This window comes from Acinetobacter sp. Q186-3 (genome assembly GCF_013420655.1).
GTDB classification, from domain to species: domain Bacteria; phylum Pseudomonadota; class Gammaproteobacteria; order Pseudomonadales; family Moraxellaceae; genus Acinetobacter; species Acinetobacter indicus.
On record NZ_VOXS01000002.1, the window covers coordinates 258473 to 276329 of the forward strand.

The 17857-nt window shown below is 48.8% G+C and carries 18 protein-coding genes; 8 read left to right on the top strand and 10 right to left on the bottom strand.

Annotation, left to right across the window (positions count from 1 at the left end; translation table 11 throughout):
• The first annotated feature begins 169 nt into the window (after positions 1-169).
• Positions 170-349, top strand: a complete 180-nt coding sequence (locus tag FTT64_RS02960) for a hypothetical protein (RefSeq protein WP_104472119.1) — start codon at positions 170-172, stop codon at positions 347-349.
• Between the two features lie 13 nt (positions 350-362).
• Here FTT64_RS02960 and ptsP read toward each other — a convergent pair whose 3' ends face one another.
• Both ptsP and FTT64_RS02970 read right to left on the bottom strand, forming a co-directional pair.
• Complete coding sequence (gene ptsP, locus FTT64_RS02965; protein ID WP_168396767.1) at positions 363-2660, bottom strand: phosphoenolpyruvate--protein phosphotransferase; 2298 nt, start codon at positions 2658-2660, stop codon at positions 363-365.
• A gap of 85 nt (positions 2661-2745) precedes the next feature.
• Positions 2746-3228 carry an RNA pyrophosphohydrolase gene (locus FTT64_RS02970; RefSeq protein WP_005182032.1) on the bottom strand — a complete coding sequence of 161 codons (483 nt, stop codon included), beginning with the start codon at positions 3226-3228 and terminating at the stop codon, positions 2746-2748.
• 183 nt (positions 3229-3411) lie between these two features.
• On the opposite strand from FTT64_RS02970, the gene FTT64_RS02975 reads away from it, so the two are divergent.
• Positions 3412-4071 (top strand): HAD family phosphatase, encoded by a 660-nt coding sequence (locus FTT64_RS02975; protein WP_168383659.1) that lies wholly within the window; start codon positions 3412-3414, stop codon positions 4069-4071.
• 183 nt (positions 4072-4254) lie between these two features.
• Positions 4255-4503, top strand: a complete 249-nt coding sequence (locus FTT64_RS02980; protein WP_005182035.1) for a DUF2789 family protein — start codon at positions 4255-4257, stop codon at positions 4501-4503.
• Positions 4504-4579: 76 nt separating this feature from the next.
• Here the strand turns inward: FTT64_RS02980 and ovoA are convergent, their stop codons facing one another.
• The 3 genes from ovoA to FTT64_RS02995 form a co-directional block, all read right to left on the bottom strand.
• Positions 4580-6754, bottom strand: coding sequence for a 5-histidylcysteine sulfoxide synthase (ovoA, locus tag FTT64_RS02985; RefSeq protein WP_168396768.1), 2175 nt, complete (start codon positions 6752-6754; stop codon positions 4580-4582).
• A gap of 137 nt (positions 6755-6891) precedes the next feature.
• Positions 6892-7758, bottom strand: coding sequence for a LysR family transcriptional regulator (locus FTT64_RS02990; protein WP_168381739.1), 867 nt, complete (start codon positions 7756-7758; stop codon positions 6892-6894).
• Between the two features lie 205 nt (positions 7759-7963).
• A complete protein-coding gene (locus FTT64_RS02995) occupies positions 7964-8200 on the bottom strand; it encodes a DUF2061 domain-containing protein (RefSeq protein WP_005182043.1) in 237 nt (78 codons plus the stop codon).
• Between the two features lie 257 nt (positions 8201-8457).
• On the opposite strand from FTT64_RS02995, the gene leuC reads away from it, so the two are divergent.
• The 4 genes from leuC (at position 8458) to leuB (ending at position 12402) form a co-directional block, all read left to right on the top strand.
• The gene (gene leuC, locus FTT64_RS03000; protein ID WP_180181992.1) at positions 8458-9891 is read left to right on the top strand and encodes a 3-isopropylmalate dehydratase large subunit; all 1434 of its coding nucleotides are present in this window, start codon (positions 8458-8460) and stop codon (positions 9889-9891) included.
• 75 nt (positions 9892-9966) lie between these two features.
• A complete protein-coding gene (leuD, locus tag FTT64_RS03005) occupies positions 9967-10617 on the top strand; it encodes a 3-isopropylmalate dehydratase small subunit (RefSeq protein ID WP_045795487.1) in 651 nt (216 codons plus the stop codon).
• A gap of 101 nt (positions 10618-10718) precedes the next feature.
• A complete protein-coding gene (locus FTT64_RS03010; protein ID WP_016659592.1) occupies positions 10719-11282 on the top strand; it encodes a hypothetical protein in 564 nt (187 codons plus the stop codon).
• 40 nt (positions 11283-11322) lie between these two features.
• A complete protein-coding gene (gene leuB, locus FTT64_RS03015; protein WP_168396770.1) occupies positions 11323-12402 on the top strand; it encodes a 3-isopropylmalate dehydrogenase in 1080 nt (359 codons plus the stop codon).
• A gap of 80 nt (positions 12403-12482) precedes the next feature.
• Here the strand turns inward: leuB and FTT64_RS03020 are convergent, their stop codons facing one another.
• Positions 12483-12878: a hypothetical protein gene (locus tag FTT64_RS03020; protein ID WP_168396771.1), complete on the bottom strand. Its 396-nt coding sequence runs from the start codon at positions 12876-12878 to the stop codon at positions 12483-12485.
• Between the two features lie 163 nt (positions 12879-13041).
• Positions 13042-13263: a translation initiation factor IF-1 gene (gene infA / locus FTT64_RS03025; RefSeq protein WP_001284370.1), complete on the bottom strand. Its 222-nt coding sequence runs from the start codon at positions 13261-13263 to the stop codon at positions 13042-13044.
• A gap of 230 nt (positions 13264-13493) precedes the next feature.
• On the opposite strand from infA, the gene FTT64_RS03030 reads away from it, so the two are divergent.
• Positions 13494-14501 (top strand): AraC family transcriptional regulator, encoded by a 1008-nt coding sequence (locus FTT64_RS03030; RefSeq protein WP_152342197.1) that lies wholly within the window; start codon positions 13494-13496, stop codon positions 14499-14501.
• Between the two features lie 135 nt (positions 14502-14636).
• Here FTT64_RS03030 and truA read toward each other — a convergent pair whose 3' ends face one another.
• From truA to FTT64_RS03045, 3 genes are read right to left on the bottom strand one after another with little or no spacing between them, the layout of a single operon-like run.
• Positions 14637-15434, bottom strand: a complete 798-nt coding sequence (gene truA, locus FTT64_RS03035; protein WP_168396772.1) for a tRNA pseudouridine(38-40) synthase TruA — start codon at positions 15432-15434, stop codon at positions 14637-14639.
• Positions 15435-15452: 18 nt separating this feature from the next.
• Positions 15453-16421 carry an asparaginase domain-containing protein gene (locus FTT64_RS03040; protein WP_152342199.1) on the bottom strand — a complete coding sequence of 323 codons (969 nt, stop codon included), beginning with the start codon at positions 16419-16421 and terminating at the stop codon, positions 15453-15455.
• A gap of 46 nt (positions 16422-16467) precedes the next feature.
• Entirely contained in the window at positions 16468-17814 is a 1347-nt protein-coding gene (locus tag FTT64_RS03045) for a fimbrial protein FimV (protein ID WP_168396773.1), read from the bottom strand.
• Positions 17815-17857 lie beyond the last annotated feature (43 nt).

Here is a 17857-nt window from a genome sequence, read left to right on the forward strand (position 1 = left end):
TGCTGAATTGTCCAAAAAAATGTATGATTGACTCCCCATTCCAAAGGGATGTCGACGGGAAGCAAAACGCAGTTTTAAGGCTAAAATGCGCTTGAATTTTGCGCAAATGTACCCATCAATACAGCGCAGGAACACCTGCATTCAAATCATGAACCGGAAGGATAAAGTGATGGCAAAGAAAAAACAGCCAGAAGTGATTCAGCATAACTTCGTGGCCAAATATATGCATGAGGTCAACAAGAGCCAGGTTTTTGTCGACCGGAAAAAGAATGCCAAACGTGGCTATAGCAAACACAAACAAGGGCGATATTCTGATGATTATCGCCCTTATTCATTCTGTCTGGTTTAAATCAAAATATAGCTTAAGCGCCAACAATCCGGGTAGAGGCCTTGACCATATCGCCCAGACCATGGGTTTTAAAATAATATTCCATCCAGCTTTTCACCATCAGCGAATTATTCATTTTCAGCACCCGTTCCAGCTGCTCCTGTGCTTCGCTCATTGGCACATGGCAAATCGCTTTACGCACGCGCAGAATGTTACTCGAACTCATCGACAGGGTATTAAAGCCCATCGCCATCAACAGCACCGCAGATAGCGGATCACCGGCCATTTCACCACAAATACTGACCGGTTTCTCGTACTTGTGACATTCCTTGACCAGACGGGTCAGCGCGCGCAGTACTGATGGGTGGAAATGTGAATAGACGTTGGCCACGCGTGGATTGTTACGGTCCACTGCCAGCAGATACTGGGTCAGGTCATTGGAACCGACCGAGAAGAAATCGACCAGTTCGGCAAATTCATCAATCTGCAGCAGCACACTGGGCACTTCTACCATAATCCCGATACGCGGCTTGTTGATCTTGACCTGTTCTTCTTCCTGTACTGCATGCCAGTCACGATCTAGCAGATACAGCGCTTCTTCGACTTCATTGACGCTGGTCACCATTGGCAGCAGGATGTGCAGATTGTTCAGCCCAATGCTGGCTTTGAGCATAGCGCGAATTTGCGAAGAAAAAATTTCCGGATGATCGAGGGTGAAGCGAATCCCGCGCCAGCCCAGCGCCGAGTTTTCTTCTTCAATCGAGAAATACGGCAGGTCTTTGTCTGCGCCAATATCCAGGGTACGCATTACCACCGGTTTATTGGCAAAGTGGCTCAGCTGCTGGCGGTAAATGGCGCGCTGTTCTTCTTCGCCCGGGAAACGGTCCCGCAGCATAAACGGAATTTCAGAGCGGTACAGGCCGACCCCTTTGGCGCCGCGTTGTACCCCGCGTACCACATCAATCATCAGACCGGTATTGACATACAGTTTGACCGTCACGCCGTCTGGGGTAATGGCGTCCTTGGTTTCATACTGTTTCAGGTCTTTGGCAATCAGCTCTTCTTCTTTTTGAATTTCTTTATAGCGGGTGCGTAAACGCCGTGGCGGATTAATAAACACCCGGCCCTGATGCGCATCGACAATCATTTCTACGTCATCGAGGGTGTTGATCGGCAGTTCAGTCACCCCGACCACGGTTGGAATACCCAGTGCGCGCGCGACAATCACCATATGTGAGTTCATGGCGCCTTCGGTGGTGACAATTGCGGCAATTTTATCGACCGGTAATTCCACCAGTGCCGCGGTCGAGATTTCTTCACCAATCAGAATACTTTCATCGGTCAGTTCGCGGTGGCTGGCATCGGCTTCCTGCAAATAGGCCAGAATACGCCGGCCGAGATCTTTTAAGTCGGAAACCCGTTCACGCAGGTAGTCATCTTCCATCTGGGCAAACTGGGCAATGTGGCTGTCAATGACAATCCGCACCGCACCTTGTGCCCAATTGCCATCCCGAATCAGTTCTTTAATTTCCGCCGGCAGGGCATTTTCATCCAGCATACGCAGGAACACGCTAAACAGGGCGCGTTCTTCGGCCATCAGCGCATCCTGCATTTTGTCATCCAGCGCCTGAATTTCCTGACGCACGGCATCCAGCGCAGTGTCGAGCAGTTTCAGTTCTTCGCTGATGTCATCGGCTTCACGGTCGGGTACCGCGGCCAAATCTGCTGGTGGATAGAGAATGACCGCGCGGCCAAGCGCAATCCCGCCCGAGCCGGAAACGCCCTGGAAGGTTTTGTAGGCCGGCAGATTGCTGGGTTTACGAAAGACATCAATATTGCCAACGGCATGCGCATGCGCAATCACGCCAGAGAGCTGGGCGCAGAGCGTGACCAGAAAGGATTCAGCCGCTTCGCTAAAGTCCTGACATTCCTTGTTCTGCACCACCAGTACGCCCATGACCTTACGACGGTACATGACCGGCACGCCGAGGAAGGAATTATAAATTTCTTCGCCGGTTTCCGGTAAATACAGGAAGCGTTCATGTTTCGGTGCATCGTCCAGGTTGACGATTTCTTCACGCTGGCCGACCAGCCCCACCAGACCTTCACCGGTATGTAGAGACACATGGCCGACCGCTTCAGGATTCAAGCCCTTAGAGGCCATCAGCAGATAACGCTGGTTGCGCTCGTCAAGCAGGTAAATGGAGCAGACATCGACATGCATAGCTTCAGCAACCTGATTGACCATAATGTCGAGCGATTCATGCAAACTGGTGGACGCATTAATTTCCTGCACAATGCGTCTTAGGGTATCCAGTTGCATATTCGACATAAAGTCTGCTCCAAATCAGCGTTCCAGTTCTGTTCTCTTTATAGCAAGAGTCGTTTAAAAAATCTGCATGATCATACAGCTTTTTTCAGGCTTTTTTAGATGGCAATTGATGACATAATTCCACCATCGCCTTGCGGTACACATCGCGTTTAAAATTCACGACCTGACCCAGCGGGTACCAGTAACTGACCCACTGCCATTGATCAAACTCGGGCGGATCGGACAGGTTGAGCTGAATCAACTGGGCCGAGGCCGTGAGTTTGAGTAAAAACCATTTCTGTTTTTGACCAATACATACCGGATCGGAATCGGGCCGGATGTAACGGTGCGGCAAACGGTAACGCAGCCAACCTTTCGTTTGTGCGATAATTTGAACGTGTTCGGGCAGTAAGCCAACTTCTTCTCTCAGCTCACGATAAAGTGCCTGCTCAGGGGTTTCTCCATGCTGGATACCTCCTTGTGGAAATTGCCATGCATTGTGTCCAATGCGTTTTGCCCATAAAACCTGTCCAAAGTCGTTTGCCAAAATGATCCCGACATTGGGTCGGAAACCTTCTGAGTCGATCATTTGGCTACCTAAATATTCTGTAAATTATGCCTTTGCTTCCGGGGATTTTTATTTCTGTATCCAACACGAAAAAAAGCAAAGTTTAAAAATGTTAAAATTGCTATGATCTTAACGAATTTCTATCGACTAGCGGAGATAGATTTACAAATTTTTTCTTAAATTTCAGTTTTTACGAGTATTTTCATGAAATTGGCGCTATTTGATCTCGATCACACCTTGTTAAATACAGATTCGGATCATTCCTGGGGTGAGTTTTTAGTCAACGAAGGTCTGGTCGATCCGGTTCATCACCGCGCCATGAATGACAAATTTTATGAAGATTACAAAGCCGGCCAGCTTGACCCGATTGCCTATAACGAATTTGTGTTTGAATTTCTGACCCAGCACGAGTCGGACTACCTGACCGAACTGCATGAGTTGTTTATGCAAAAAGTGATTCGTCCACAAATGCGCCCGGAAGGTTTTAAGGCGATTCAGCGTCATCGTGAGGCCGGACATGCCCTGGTCGGTATTACTGCGACTTCGGATTTTATTACTGCGCCAATTTTCCGTGAATTTGGCATTAGCGAAATCATTGCCACCAATGCTGAAGTGGTCGATGGCAAATATACCGGTAAGGTCATCAATACTGCCTGTTATCAGCAGGGCAAACTGGTACGTCTGGAACAGTGGCTGGCCGGACGTGAGGTGACCGAATCCTGGGCCTATTCAGATTCAATTAATGACCGTTTCTTGCTGGAATATGCAGACCACGCTATTGCGGTGAATCCGGATGATCGTTTGCGAGCCTTGGCGGTCGAGCAGGGCTGGGAGATTCAGGACTGGTCGATTGCTGCCGAATAAAAGCGCAGTTCATCTACACCAAGATCAGCAGACAGGGCCGCTATAACTGGCCCTGTTTTTTGTCTGAGCTGGTTGTCATCTATCTTGCAAATTTATGAAAAGGTGAATTTTTTTTAACAACACTAGGATTTGCAGTTTTATATGCTATGGTGAAGACAAGAACAACAACAGGGAGATTCACGCATGCGCCAAACCCGACCAAGAATGACCAATCTGTTTGAACAACTGGGCCTGGACTCCAGCGAGCAGGCGATTCAAGATTTTATTGGCCAGCATCAACTGGCGGCGGAAATTCATATTATGGATGCAGAATTCTGGAGTGATGGTCAACGTCAGTTTTTAGCTGAAAAAATTGCCTCGGATGGGGAATGGGCCATTACGGTCGACCAGCTGAATGAAGCGCTGCATGAAGACTCTGTGCCTCGCCGTTAAATCGTTCGTTTAATCCTCCAGATCATCAGGCCAAATCCGGAATTTGGCCTGATCCTTCGCTTTCTTTTCTATCTGTTTACGCAATCCGTTCCCAGAAGCTGACCTGCGCATAGGTATGCTGAAACTTGCGCTGGGTTTCCCGAATCACGAAGGGGATTTCCTGTGGTTCAGTTATTAAACGGAAATGCGGCTCTAGCAAGGCTGTTAAGCCATCCAAACTGCTCCAGTTTTCGCCATCTTTTTTAAAGCCACCCAGCCATTCACTGCGGACGGTATGTTCTTCCATCCATGTATAGGGCGAGCTGAGCATCAGAATACCGCCCATATTCAGCCGTGTATGAATCTGGCTTAAAAACTGCGCCGGATGATGCAGCCGGTCAATTAAATTGGCCGCCAGAATAAAATCATAGCCTCTGAAAATCGCTTTAAGATTACAGGCATCACCCTGGTAAAACTGGACTTTGTCCCGCACGTCGGCCAGTCCAAGTTGAGCCAAGTCACAGGCATGATAATCCACCAGTTCACCTTCGGTGCAGATGCTGTAATGCAGGGTTTCGCCCTGTGCCAGTTTGACGCCGTTCTGGATAAAGCGCGCTGAAAAATCAATCCCGACCACTTCATCAAAATAACGGGCCAGTTCAAAGCTGGCGCGTCCGGTGGCACAGCCAATATCCAGTGCTTTACGTCGTGGTTTGTCAGCCAGCTGGGTCAGGGCCAGTTGCACCAGTGTCTGGGCAAAATTGGCCACGCCAAAATATTCACGGCCATACTGAAATTCCAGATATTCAGACACCAGCCGGTCGGTTTCATATTGTGATTGAATCGCCAGCGGCTCCTGATCAGAAACCACATAACGGAAACCGGCATGCTGGAAAAAATGCCGGCGAAAGGCATAGCGTGAGGCCAGTTCGGCTTCATTGCCGGCAGAAATCCAGGAACCGCCTTTGAGCAGATTATGCCGGCCATCAAAGGTCGGGGTACTGAAATCATCATAAATCGGATGCACCACAAAACCCGGAAATGGATAAATCGGGGTTTCGGTCCATTGCCAGACATTGCCGCGCAGGTCATAAAAATCGCCATGCGGGAAGGTATTGACCGGACAGGAGGAAGCACCATAGGCCAGCGCCAGATTGGCAGGTGCAGACGGCTCATTTACGCCAGCCAGCTGTACCAGCCGATACCATTCCTCTTCGGTGGGCAGTCGTACTGGCTGACCAGTTTGCTTCGCTTTCCAGTGGCAAAAGGCTTTGGCCTCATGATAATTCACCTCCGCCGGCCAGTCCCACGGCATTGGTACTTCTTCGGTCAGCAGCCGGAGTGACCAGTCCGGCCCGTGTTTACGCCAGAAGGTCGGATATTTGGCCTGGGCAAAGCTGCGCCATTGCCAGCCTTCATCTTCCCAATAGTTTGCGTTCTGATAGCCGGCATCTTCAACAAAGGCCAGAAATTCCTGATTGCTGACCAGATAGCGGCTGGCCGCAAACGCCGCTACCTCTGCCTGATATTGGCCATATTCATTGTCCCAGCCGTAAACCGGGTCGTGCCGCTCCTTACCGAGCTGTACCCGGCCGGCTGCCACTGGAAGCAACGCATTCTCTGGTGCGGTGTTAGTCAGGATATTTGGCCGCCATGGTGGCTGTGTCTGGACATAGTCAAGGGCATGCTGGCGAATCAGCACGGAGGAGGTTTCCAGATGAATCCGCTCGTGTTCAATGCCCATCAGAATTGACCACCACGAATGCTGCCAGTCAATTGGCGTGCTCAGCGGTGCCTTTTCAATAATTTCCAGCACCGTGGCACGCACCTGATCGCGGTAGTGTTTGACCTGCGCGGGTGTCGGCCAGTCATAACGGCTGTCATCCAGGTCATCCCAGCTCATCTCATCCACACCCACCGCAAAGATGGATTCAAAATGTGGATTGATACGCTGTTCAATCAGTTTGCTGAGCAGCAGTTTGTTGATGAAAAATGTCGCGGTATGGCCATAGTAAAAAATCAGCGGCTGGCGCAGCGTAATCGGTTTGCGATAAAAGGCCTCATCGCCGTTGAGGCAGCTAAACAGTGATTCATAACAGTCAAAGGTTTGCAGAAAATATTGCTTGAGGGTGGCACGTAGCGTATCGGCTTGTGTGACATCCAGCCGTGGACTGGGCTGTAAAGGCTGTGCACTGCCGGCTAGGCGCTGCTGGAGCGCCTGGGCTGAACTGAACGAAGGGGAATAGGCAAGCGGGGAAGTGGTCTGGTTCATCGCTCTGCTCCTGCATCATTTTTTATAAAGATCCTGGTGTCTTGTACGGGCACCTTGTCTTTTCAAATTACGCCAATTTGGAGCAGCGTGCTGTTTTGTTCAGTAACTGTACAGAAGGATGCGGCCGGTCGATGAACCTAGTCCGGCTGCTGCATAAAGTTAACCAGTGCTTGCGCCGCTTTGGACTGTGTGCGTCCCGGATGCCAGACCATGCCCAGCTGGCGGTTCATTTCCAGATTAATATCCAGCTGTTGCAAGTCCTGATTAATCAGGGTTTTCGGTAATACTGACCAGCCCAGTCCAATCGACACCAGCATACGGATGGATTCCAGCGGGTTATTGCTCATGGTGATTTTTGGCTTCACGCCCTGTTTTTCAAACTCGGCCAGGGTAATCTGGCTGGTATAGGTTTGTGCTGCTGGTAGCAGGCTCGGGAACTGGGTTAAATCTTCCAGCTTCAGTCTTTTCTGCTGGGCCAGCGGATGAAAAGGCGCAGCCACAAACACCAGCGGATCATTCCAGATGGTGACATATTGCAGCCGGTCATCACCTTGCGGCGGCAGGGTTAAAAAGGCCAGTTCCAGATCACCGGCCAGCACCTGTTCATGCGCCTGTTCCGAATCGACAAAATGCACATCTAAGGTGACATCGGGGAAATCCTGGACATAGCGACGTAAATGATTGGGTAGATGATGCAGGCCAATATGATGGCTGGTGCCAATTTTCAGGCGACCCTGCACCTGGCCCTGTTCATGGCTTAAAGTATGATGAATATCGCCCAGTTCATTTAGCCAGTTTTTGACTTTGGGTAACAGCGAATGCGCAGCATGGGTTGCCTGCACGCCACGGCCGGCCGACTCAAACAGCTTGACCCCAAAATATTCTTCCAGGCTATGAATCCGTTTGGTGACTGCGGGCTGGGTAATAAACAGCTGATCGGCGGCCAGAGAAATCGAACCGGTTTCCATGACTTTTACAAAAGCTTCAAATGCTGCAAGATTCATCGCAATCACCTATAAAGATTTTTTATGCTTAAAATTATTATTTAGAAATTTTTAGAATTAATCAAAGATTATTTTTCTATAAATTGAAGTTCAACAACCATAACTTGAATATAAATATTTTAAAAACAGTACTTTAAGTTATATTAAAATAAAAAAGATCATCCTGAAGATGATCTTTTGGGAGGAACACCGGGCGAAAAATAGGCTAGGCGGTGATTTCCTCTGTGCCGTCTTGTGCTTTCTTTTCCCACATGCGTTCATGAATAAAATAGGCCACCGCCTGTACTGTTGGTTCCAATAAGCTTAAGGTAATGGCCATCCACAGACTGCCGGTAACGAAATAGCCGACAAGCATGGCCACCGTAATGTGCATCACATAGTAGCTAAAAGTCTTTTTAAACATTCGCTGGTTGTTTGCAACAAAGTTTTGAATATGCGCCATGATGATGTTCCTCGTATCTACAATTCAGTGCTGATAACATCATCATAGTCAGTACGAATTAATTTGTAAAAACGAATATTTTGTAAAATTCAATCGGAAAATTGAATTTTTAATCAGATGTTAATCTGAGCAAAAATCAATTATATTTATTCCATAAAGTTTTTTAACTGATAAAAATGATAAATTAGATTTATGTAATTGTGTGGTTATAATCGAAATTAATGACAGAATTACCCAGTCCAGTGGAGCACATCGACATGGCAGGCGAAACCCAAAAAGCAAAAACATTATATGACAAATTGTGGGATGACCACTTGGTAAAACAGCGTAATGATGGTTCGGCTTTATTGTACATCGACCGTCATTTGTTGCATGAAGTTACCTCTCCACAGGCCTTTGAAGGTTTGCAACTGGCTGGCCGTCAGCCATGGCGTTTAAGTGCCAATATTGCGACTCCGGACCATAATGTACCGACCTCGAAAAAAGAGCGTGAGCAGGGCGTAGCCGGTATTGAAGATGATACTTCGCGTATTCAGGTGCAAACCTTAGACGATAACTGTAAGACTTTTAATATCGTTGAATTTGATATTAACGATATCCGTCAGGGGATTGCTCACGTGGTTGGACCAGAGCAGGGTTTAACCTTGCCGGGAATGACGGTGGTATGTGGCGACTCGCATACCGCGACCCATGGTGCCTTTGGCTGTCTGGCACACGGGATCGGAACTTCAGAAGTTGAGCACGTGTTGGCCACGCAATGTTTAATTCAGAAGAAAATGAAAAACATGCTGGTGCGCGTAGATGGTCAGTTGGGTCAGGGCGTGACCCCGAAAGACGTGGTGCTGGCGATTATTGCCAAAATTGGTACAGCAGGTGGTACGGGCCATGCCATTGAATTTGGCGGTCAGGTGTTCCGTGATATGTCGATTGAAGGCCGTATGACCGTGTGTAACATGGCAATTGAAGCCGGTGCACGTGTCGGTATGGTCGCGGTTGATGAAAAAACCATTGAATATGTAAAAGACCGTCCTTATGCACCAAAAGGCGAGCAATGGGATCAGGCTGTGGCGTACTGGAATACCTTGCATTCAGATGCCGATGCGCATTTTGATACTGTCGTGGTATTACAGGGTGAAGAGATTGAGCCGCAAGTGTCTTGGGGTACTTCACCTGAAATGGTCATTCCGGTTTCTCAGGCAGTACCAACTTTGGAACAGGCCAAAGATGAGGTACAGCGCAATGACTGGACCCGTGCTTATCAATATATGGGCTTAACTGCTGGTCAGGCTTTGGCAGATATCCAGCTGGATCGTGTTTTTATTGGTTCATGCACCAACTCGCGTATTGAAGATATCCGTGCTGCGGCAGATGTGATCAAAGGCCGTAAAGTGGCGCCAAGCATTAAACAGGCGATGGTGGTACCGGGTTCTGGTTTGGTCAAACAGCAGGCGGAAGCAGAAGGTTTGGACAAGGTCTTCCTGGAAGCCGGTTTTGAATGGCGTGAACCTGGCTGCTCGATGTGTCTGGCCATGAATGCCGACAAGTTACAGCCAGGCGAGCACTGTGCATCGACCTCAAACCGTAACTTTGAAGGTCGTCAGGGCAATGGTGGTCGTACCCATCTGGTCAGCCCGGCCATGGCAGCAGCAGCGGCAATTGCCGGTCACTTTGTGGATGTTCGTTCATTCTAAGTTTAAGCCCTCATCCCAGGCCGCTCCTTGCTGGAGCGGATGTGAGAGAGACTACGGATTCATTGGAACATAAATATGAAAGCTTATACCGTTGAACAGGGTATCGTTGCACCTTTAGACCGTGCCAATGTCGATACCGATTTAATTATTCCAAAACAGTTCTTGAAATCAATCAAACGTACCGGTTTCGGTGACAACCTGTTTGATGAATTGCGTTATTTAGATGAAGGCTATCCGGGTCAGGACAATTCAATCCGTCCTAAAAACCCAGATTTTGTCTTGAACCAGCCGCGTTATCAGGGCGCCAGCATTTTAATTTCACGTGCCAACTTTGGTTGCGGTTCCAGCCGTGAGCATGCGCCGTGGGCTTTAAGCGAATACGGTTTGCGTACGGTGATTGCCCCAAGTTTTGCGGATATCTTCTTTAATAACTGCTTTAAAAACGGCATGTTACCGGTGATTTTAACCGAAGCGCAGGTTGATCAGCTATTTAAGGAATGTGCAGCCAATGAAGGTTATCAGTTAACTATTGACCTTGAAGCACAGGAAGTCCGTACGCCAAACGGTGAAGCATTCAAGTTTGAAGTTGATCCATTCCGCAAGCATTGCCTGTTAAACGGTCTGGATGATATTGGTTTGACCTTGCAAGATGCCGATGATATTCGCGCGTATGAGGAGAAAACCAAAGCCGCGCGTCCGTGGGTGTTTGCGGAAATTCAAGCTTAAGTTATTTCGTAAATAGGCATAGCACGGGCGTCGAACTCTTGTTAACATTCAAGGCATAATAATTTAAATATTCTGCTTTTTGATGAGGTTGGGCTCGGGCTATGTTGAAGGTTTTTCGTCGGCTTGCTGTATTGGGGGGAGTGGCTACGCTGTTAACAGCATGTCAAACCTGGGATACAGCACGTCTAAAACAGGTAAAAGAGACACAGGCATCCCAATCCAATGCACGTATTTATTGTTCAGGTACCGAGCATTGCGAGTTTGAACGCTTGAACCGGGTCATGATTATGGATGCTGAAAGTCAGCGTCTGAGTCGTGAAGCCATCAAGCAGGGACTGGTGCGCTTGCAGGCAGATTCACTACGGCAGCCTAATCCGCTATATCTGTCGGTTCCGGCCAAACAGCATGAAGTGGTGATCCGGTTCTATCCGATTTCCCGTGATCAGGCCGAAACCCTGCACGTCATTCATCAGTTTAAGCCGCGTCAAACGTACACTTTTAAAATGTACCGTGACCGCAGCAAGCATAAAGGCAGTCTGCTGAATGTTTCGGCGCCAGAGCCGCTGTGTGTGGATCTTTTACAAAACCAGAAAATTATTCGACGTTTCTGCAAACCTTATAATGTCTTACATGGACTGGGGGAATTTGTGGAACAGAAAATTTAGTCTCCACAGTCGTTGACTGCTACAGGAAATGGAAAAACTCATGTCAAAACATATTTTGATTCTTGCCGGTGACGGTATTGGCCCAGAAATCGTCACAGCAGCGGAGCAGGTGCTTACGCGTGTTAATGAAAAGTTCAATCTGGGCTTGACGTGGGAACAGGGATTGTTAGGTGGTGCCGCGATTGATGCGCATGGTTCACCTTATCCGGATGTGACGTCTGAACAGGCGAAAAAAGCCGATGCTTTATTGCTCGGTGCAGTTGGTGGTCCAAAATGGGATACGATTGAGCGTTCGATCCGCCCGGAACGTGGCCTGTTAAAATTACGTAGCGAATTAAACCTGTTTGCTAACCTGCGTCCAGCGATTCTGTATCCGCAACTGGCTGATGCGTCTAGCTTAAAGCCGGAAATTGTATCGGGTCTGGATATCCTGATTGTACGTGAACTGACGGGTGGGATTTACTTTGGTCAGCCACGTGGTATTCGCGAGCTGGAAAATGGCGAGAAACAGGGCTTTAACACCGACGTCTATGCTGAATCAGAAATCAAGCGTATTGCCAAAGTGGCTTTTGAAATGGCCAAACTGCGTGGTGGTAAAGTCTGCTCGGTGGACAAAGCCAACGTGCTGGAAGTGACTGAGCTGTGGAAGCAGACCGTGACCCAGCTACATGCTGAACAATATCCAGAAATCAACCTGTCACACATGTATGTCGACAATGCGGCAATGCAATTGGTACGTGCACCAAAACAGTTTGACGTACTGGTAACCGGTAACCTGTTTGGTGACATCCTGTCTGATGAAGCAGCAATGCTGACCGGTTCTATCGGTATGTTGCCATCAGCGTCGCTAGATGAAAATGGCAAAGGTATGTATGAGCCATGTCATGGTTCAGCACCAGACATCGCTGGCCAGAACATTGCCAACCCGTTGGCGACCATCTTGTCTGTGGCAATGATGCTGCGTTATACCTTCCGTGAAGAAGCTGCCGCGAAAGCGATTGAAGATGCAGTGGGCAATGTGCTTGATCAAGGTTTACGTACGGCTGACATCATGTCTGAAGGCATGAATAAAGTGGGTACTCAGGAAATGGGTCACGCTGTGGTTGCGGCATTGGGCTAAGTCTCGACAGCAAATCAAAAAACGCAGCTGCAGGCTGCGTTTTTTTATGGCTATTGAATAGCTAGGTCTAGATTCAGCGCTTAACAGGTGCGACCGGTATAGTTTACAGAGTGGGCAATATTCTGTTCCAGCCGGAACACAATCTGGCAGTGCAGGTTAACATCATAGCTGTTGGCTGGGCCAATGGGCGCTGGAATATGGGCTGGACCGGTGGCCGGGGCATTCGCTACAGGAATCGGAATGCTGATTGGGCGTATAACGGTGTAGGTGAGCGCCTGTGGGCTGATTTGTGGTGAACTGACCTGTTCGTAACCGAGCAGGCTTAAATCGAGCTGCTGGCGAATCTGCTGGCTGGACTGGCCGACAAATTGGGCCAGATAGGCATCACGTTCAGCTTGGGTACTGGACGGCGTGGTTACACAAGCGGAGAGACTGAACGCGAGGAGCGCCAAAGCAACGGAGCGAGAGACAAACATGCGCGATCTCCATTGAATAAAACTTCATTCTAGGCAAGGACAGCCTAAAAATATGTGTATATTCGATAAGCGGCAGATCTTGACGCCATTTTTCGCTATTACGCAGCATCAGCAGCCAATAAAAAAGCCACTGTTGAAGGTGGCTTTTTGCTTGCGCTAAAACTTAGCGTGCACGATAGGTAATACGACCTTTCGTTAAGTCATAAGGCGTCATTTCAACTTTCACGCTGTCGCCAGTTAAAATGCGAATATAGTGCTTGCGCATTTTACCTGAAATATGGGCAATCACCTCGTGACCGTTTTCTAAACGTACACGGAACATAGTATTAGGAAGCGTTTCGGTGACAACGCCTTCGAACTCGATGAGTTCCTCTTTATTGGCCATAGCCTACCTGATGATCAAATTGGAAAGGCGCAAATTATAGTCAATTTTTTTGAAAAAATCAAGGTGAAACCCGCCGCAGATGAATCATCTGTCAGTAAAATAAGCGAACAAAACATTTAAATTTTTTCTACAAAAAAACGTGGTGGATGGTTGTCAGTTTGGTCAATCACAGTTAATCTAAAATCAATCTTTTTAAGTATAAATGAAGAACATACAAGGAAGGTCTTTGCGTGGGTCAGCTAACTGATGCATCGGTTGTATTGCGATTAGGCTACCAAGCGATTCGTCGTGCCGGTTTGCCAACCGAAGAAATATTAACAAAAGCAGGTGTCGCACTTAATCAGGTTGAGGCCAATGATCGTACGCCTTTGGGCGCGCAGTATGCGTTTTGGGTGGCGGCGGAAGAAGTCAGCCGTGACCCGGATATTGGTTTGCATCTGGGTGAATATTTGCCGCTCTATCGTGGTCAGGTGATTGAGCATCTGTTTATTTCTTCGGAAAATTTTGGTGAAGGTTTAAAACGGGCATTGGCCTATCAGCGTTTAATCAGTGATGCCTTTGATGCCAAACTGGTGATTGAAGATGACCGCTGTTATTTAACCAATGGTCAACAGCCGTGGGCTGACAATATTGTCAATCGTCACTTTTCTGAATGTGCCATGTCGGGCATTTTGCGTTTCTTCAAGTTTATTACCGAAGGCAAATTCCAGCCGCTGTATATCGACTTTAATTTCCAGCAGGGCGCTGCCGATGATGAATATTTCCGGGTCTATGAGTGCCCGGTCAGTCTGGGGCAGAATGAAACACGACTGTATTTCGATCCCTCTATTTTAGAATATCCGCTGTGGCAGGCCGAGCCGGAGCTGTTGCAGTTACATGAGCAGCTGGCGCTGGAGAAGCTGCAGGAACTGGCGCGTTATGATCTGGTCGGTGAAGTACGCCGGGCGATTGGGTCGACCCTAGAAAGTGGGGAAACCACATTGGAAACCGTGGCAGCGCAGCTGAATATCACGCCGCGTCGTTTACGCACCCAGCTGAGTGAGGCCAATACCAGTTTCCAGCAGATTCTCTCGGATTATCGTTGCCGTCTGGCTAAAAAACTGCTGGCCAATACCAATGAAAGCGTGGAGCGGATTGTGTATCTGACCGGATTTTCTGAACCGAGCACCTTTTACCGGGCTTTTAAACGCTGGACCAATGAAACACCGGTCGAGTACCGGAAACGTAAACAGCGTTAAGCATCTCCGCAGTCCCCCTTGATTAAAGGGGGATTTTTTTAGAGTTGCCGCTTGATGCAAGGGTGACTTTTGTTTTTAAAGCTTGGAGTGGCAAGAATGAAACCACTCCCTGAGTAAAAGGGGGGCGGAATACAATTATTCCGGCATATTCAGCCAATGCGGACCTAAAGACACTTGAGGCAAGTCAAACTGCTCTGGATAGTGCGCCTGGATAAAGTACAGGCCATCGGGTGGGGCGGTAATGCCAGCCGCTTTACGATCCTGTGCGGCAAAAATTGTATCAATATGCTCAATATCATACATACCTTGGCCAATTTCCAGCAGACAGCCCATGATATTCCGCACCATATGATGCAGGAAACCATCGGCCTGAATATCGAGCACCAAATAATGCCCATGACGGATCAGGCGGCAATGGCTGACGGTACGGACCGGCTGATTGGACTGACAGGCTGCGGCACGAAAACTTTCAAAATTATGCGTGCCTTCAAACTTTTGCGCGGCAGCAATCATCTTGTCGACATCCAGCGCATAGTAGGCATGGGTGACCTGTTTATGCAGCAGGGCCGGGCGCTGTGGATGGTTATAGACCACATAACGGTAGCGGCGCGCACAGGCCTTAAAGCGGGCATGAAAATCCATGTCCATAGCCTTAATCCACTGAATGGCAATGTCTTTGGGTAGCTGGCTATTGGCTCCCATCAGCCAGCCGCGTTCAGGGCGAATGGCTGCCGTGTCGAAATGTGCCACCATATTGGTGGCATGCACGCCGGCATCGGTACGGCCAGCGCCATGCAGGATAATCGGTTCATCGGCAATTTTGGAGAGGACCTTTTCCAGCGTTTCCTGCACGCTCGGGACGCCTGGTTGCTGGGTTTGCCAGCCCCGGTAGCGAATACCACAAAATTCAATCCCGACCGCAAAACGTTGCATATTCACCTCAAATTGGCCTTAGTCATACCAATGCTGTTGCCATTGTTCTCTGCGCGGGTATTGTAAATACATTTTTAATGCTTTTGCATACAGATCTGCATGTCCAAAGCCATCATTGACTAAAATTTTACTGTTCTGGATCCAGCTGCTGATCGCATAACGCTGATCCAATGGGCCAAATGGCACTTGGGTGGTCAGAATCACGGCACAATCTTGCGCCTGTATGGACTGCAGCAACGTCAGGAGTGTTTCATTTACAGCCAGATTACCAGTACCAAAGCCTTGTAAAATCAGGCAATGCGGTGGCTGCTGGGCGATCAGTTTCAAATTGGCGAGCTGCTGCTCTAAACCAATCGGCTGCATCATCACACTCATGCAGTTGAAGTGTTGTGCTTTGTCCAGATCTGCAGCCTGTACCAAGTAGGCGGCTTGTTCTTTTTGATGTAAAGCACTGCTGGCGGCCTGACCCTGAAAAGCATCTAATTCAGTGGTGTGGCATTTTAAGGCGCTGCGACCATGGAAACATTGATGATGAAACGCCAGATACACGCCAACCGGCAATTGCAGCACCGATTCCAGGGCGAAATTCAGGTTATCCAGCGCATCGCTGAAGTCACGGGTGTTCTGTCCATCTATGGTCAGCAGTGGATACTGGCTGCCAGTCAGCACTACATGTGCAGACTGCGCGATAAAGTGTGCCAGCACGGCACTGGCATAGCTTAAAGTATCGGTGCCATGAATGACGACAAAATGCTGAAACTGTTGTAACTGCAGCTGCTGGATAAACTGCACCAGACGTAACCAGTCGGTCGCGGTACAGCGGCTGCTGTCCTGAATCACCGGCGCCACAAAACATTCTACCGATAGATGCAGCGGTAGCACATGACGCAGCTGGGGAAGAAACTGCTTTGCAGGCATGGGGCTGAGTGGCTCGCCGACACAGCCAAAGGTACCGCCCATATAAATTAATGCAATTTTTTTCATCATAAAAAAAGCAGCCAAGGATGACTGCTTTATCTTAGTGAGATTTGCTTCAAGAAGCTATTTGATTGAGTAACTGCGTGGCGTGTTGCTGCTGCGCTGCAGAATAGTTTGCTTCTTTTTCTGCCAGCAGGGCACGGGCCGCATCATAGGCACCCAGCTCAATATATTGCTGAGCTAGCTCCAGATTCAGCTGGATTTCATTGACTTCGGCCAGTTCAGGGAAGGACTGAATCAGTGGATCATGCGGATCCACTGCAGTTGCCGCCACCGCAGCAATAGCGGGCTCTTCAACCATTGGTGCTTCAGGTGCTGCTGGTGTCGCTTCAATGGTTGGTGCGCTATCTAAGTCAAACTGGAATAGCGGTGCAGTGTCTGCTGGTGCGGTAACTGCAGGCTCTACCAGCTGTTCAGCCACCGGTGTAGGACTGATCGAGAAGTCAAAACTAAAGTCTGATTTTTCTTCCGCAGGTGGGGTGGTGACGGCCGGTGTGGTCGCAGGTGTGGCTTCAGTTGCGGTCTTTTCCAGCTCAAACGAGAAATCCAGTGCCTGAGGTTCTTGTGCAGCCGGAGTCACTGGCTCAACCGGTGTTACCGGTGCAGCCACTTGGGTGCTGGCAGCCGAGTCAAAAGACAGATTAAATTCAAGAGGTTGAACTTCTTCTGCTTTTGCTGGCGCAGGGGTGTTAACAGGCGCAGCCGAGGTACTTGGGGTAAATTCCAGATCTGCTACCGGAGCGCTTTCGGTTTTTGCGACTGGCGTTTCGGTTTTGAGTGACTGTTGTAACTGGTCAAATGACGTGCTGGCTGTGCTTGAACTGCTGGATTGAATCAGTGCATCAAAATCCGCAGGGGTTTGTGTTTTTGCGCTAACTGGTGTTTCAGAAAATGCTGCAGTAGTTGGCGCTGCAGAGGCCGGTGTTTCTGCTTTGGTTTGAGAAGCTTTCTGTGCTTCGATTTTAGCTTCAGCCTGAGCCAGAATATCTTCCAATCCCAGATTCTTCAGATGATCCAGCAATTGGCGGGTGGCAAATTCATCTTTTTGGGTCAGATGCACGTCCAGTAACAGCAGATACAGTTCATGCAACGACGGGTCACGTTTCAGCGCCTGATTAATCTGCGCTTCGGCCGAGAAAAAGTTGCGGTCACGAATCTGGGTCTCAATGGTCTGGCGTAAATCTGCCGGAAGTGGTGTGCTTCCTTGTGGTTCGGCAACAGGCTCGGCCACTACGGCAGTTTTGACCGTAGTTTTCTTCGTAGTGGTGCTTTTCTTGGCCTTGGTTTTACTGGCTGCAGCCGGTTTTTTTGCTGCTGGTTCGGATTCTTTATTGGCTTCACGCTTTTTTAACACCAGCGCGATGACCAGTAACAAAATAAATGGAATCACATAAATCAGCATGTTGCTACCCCTTAGGCAGAGAGGAATAAACCATCTCTCCTGA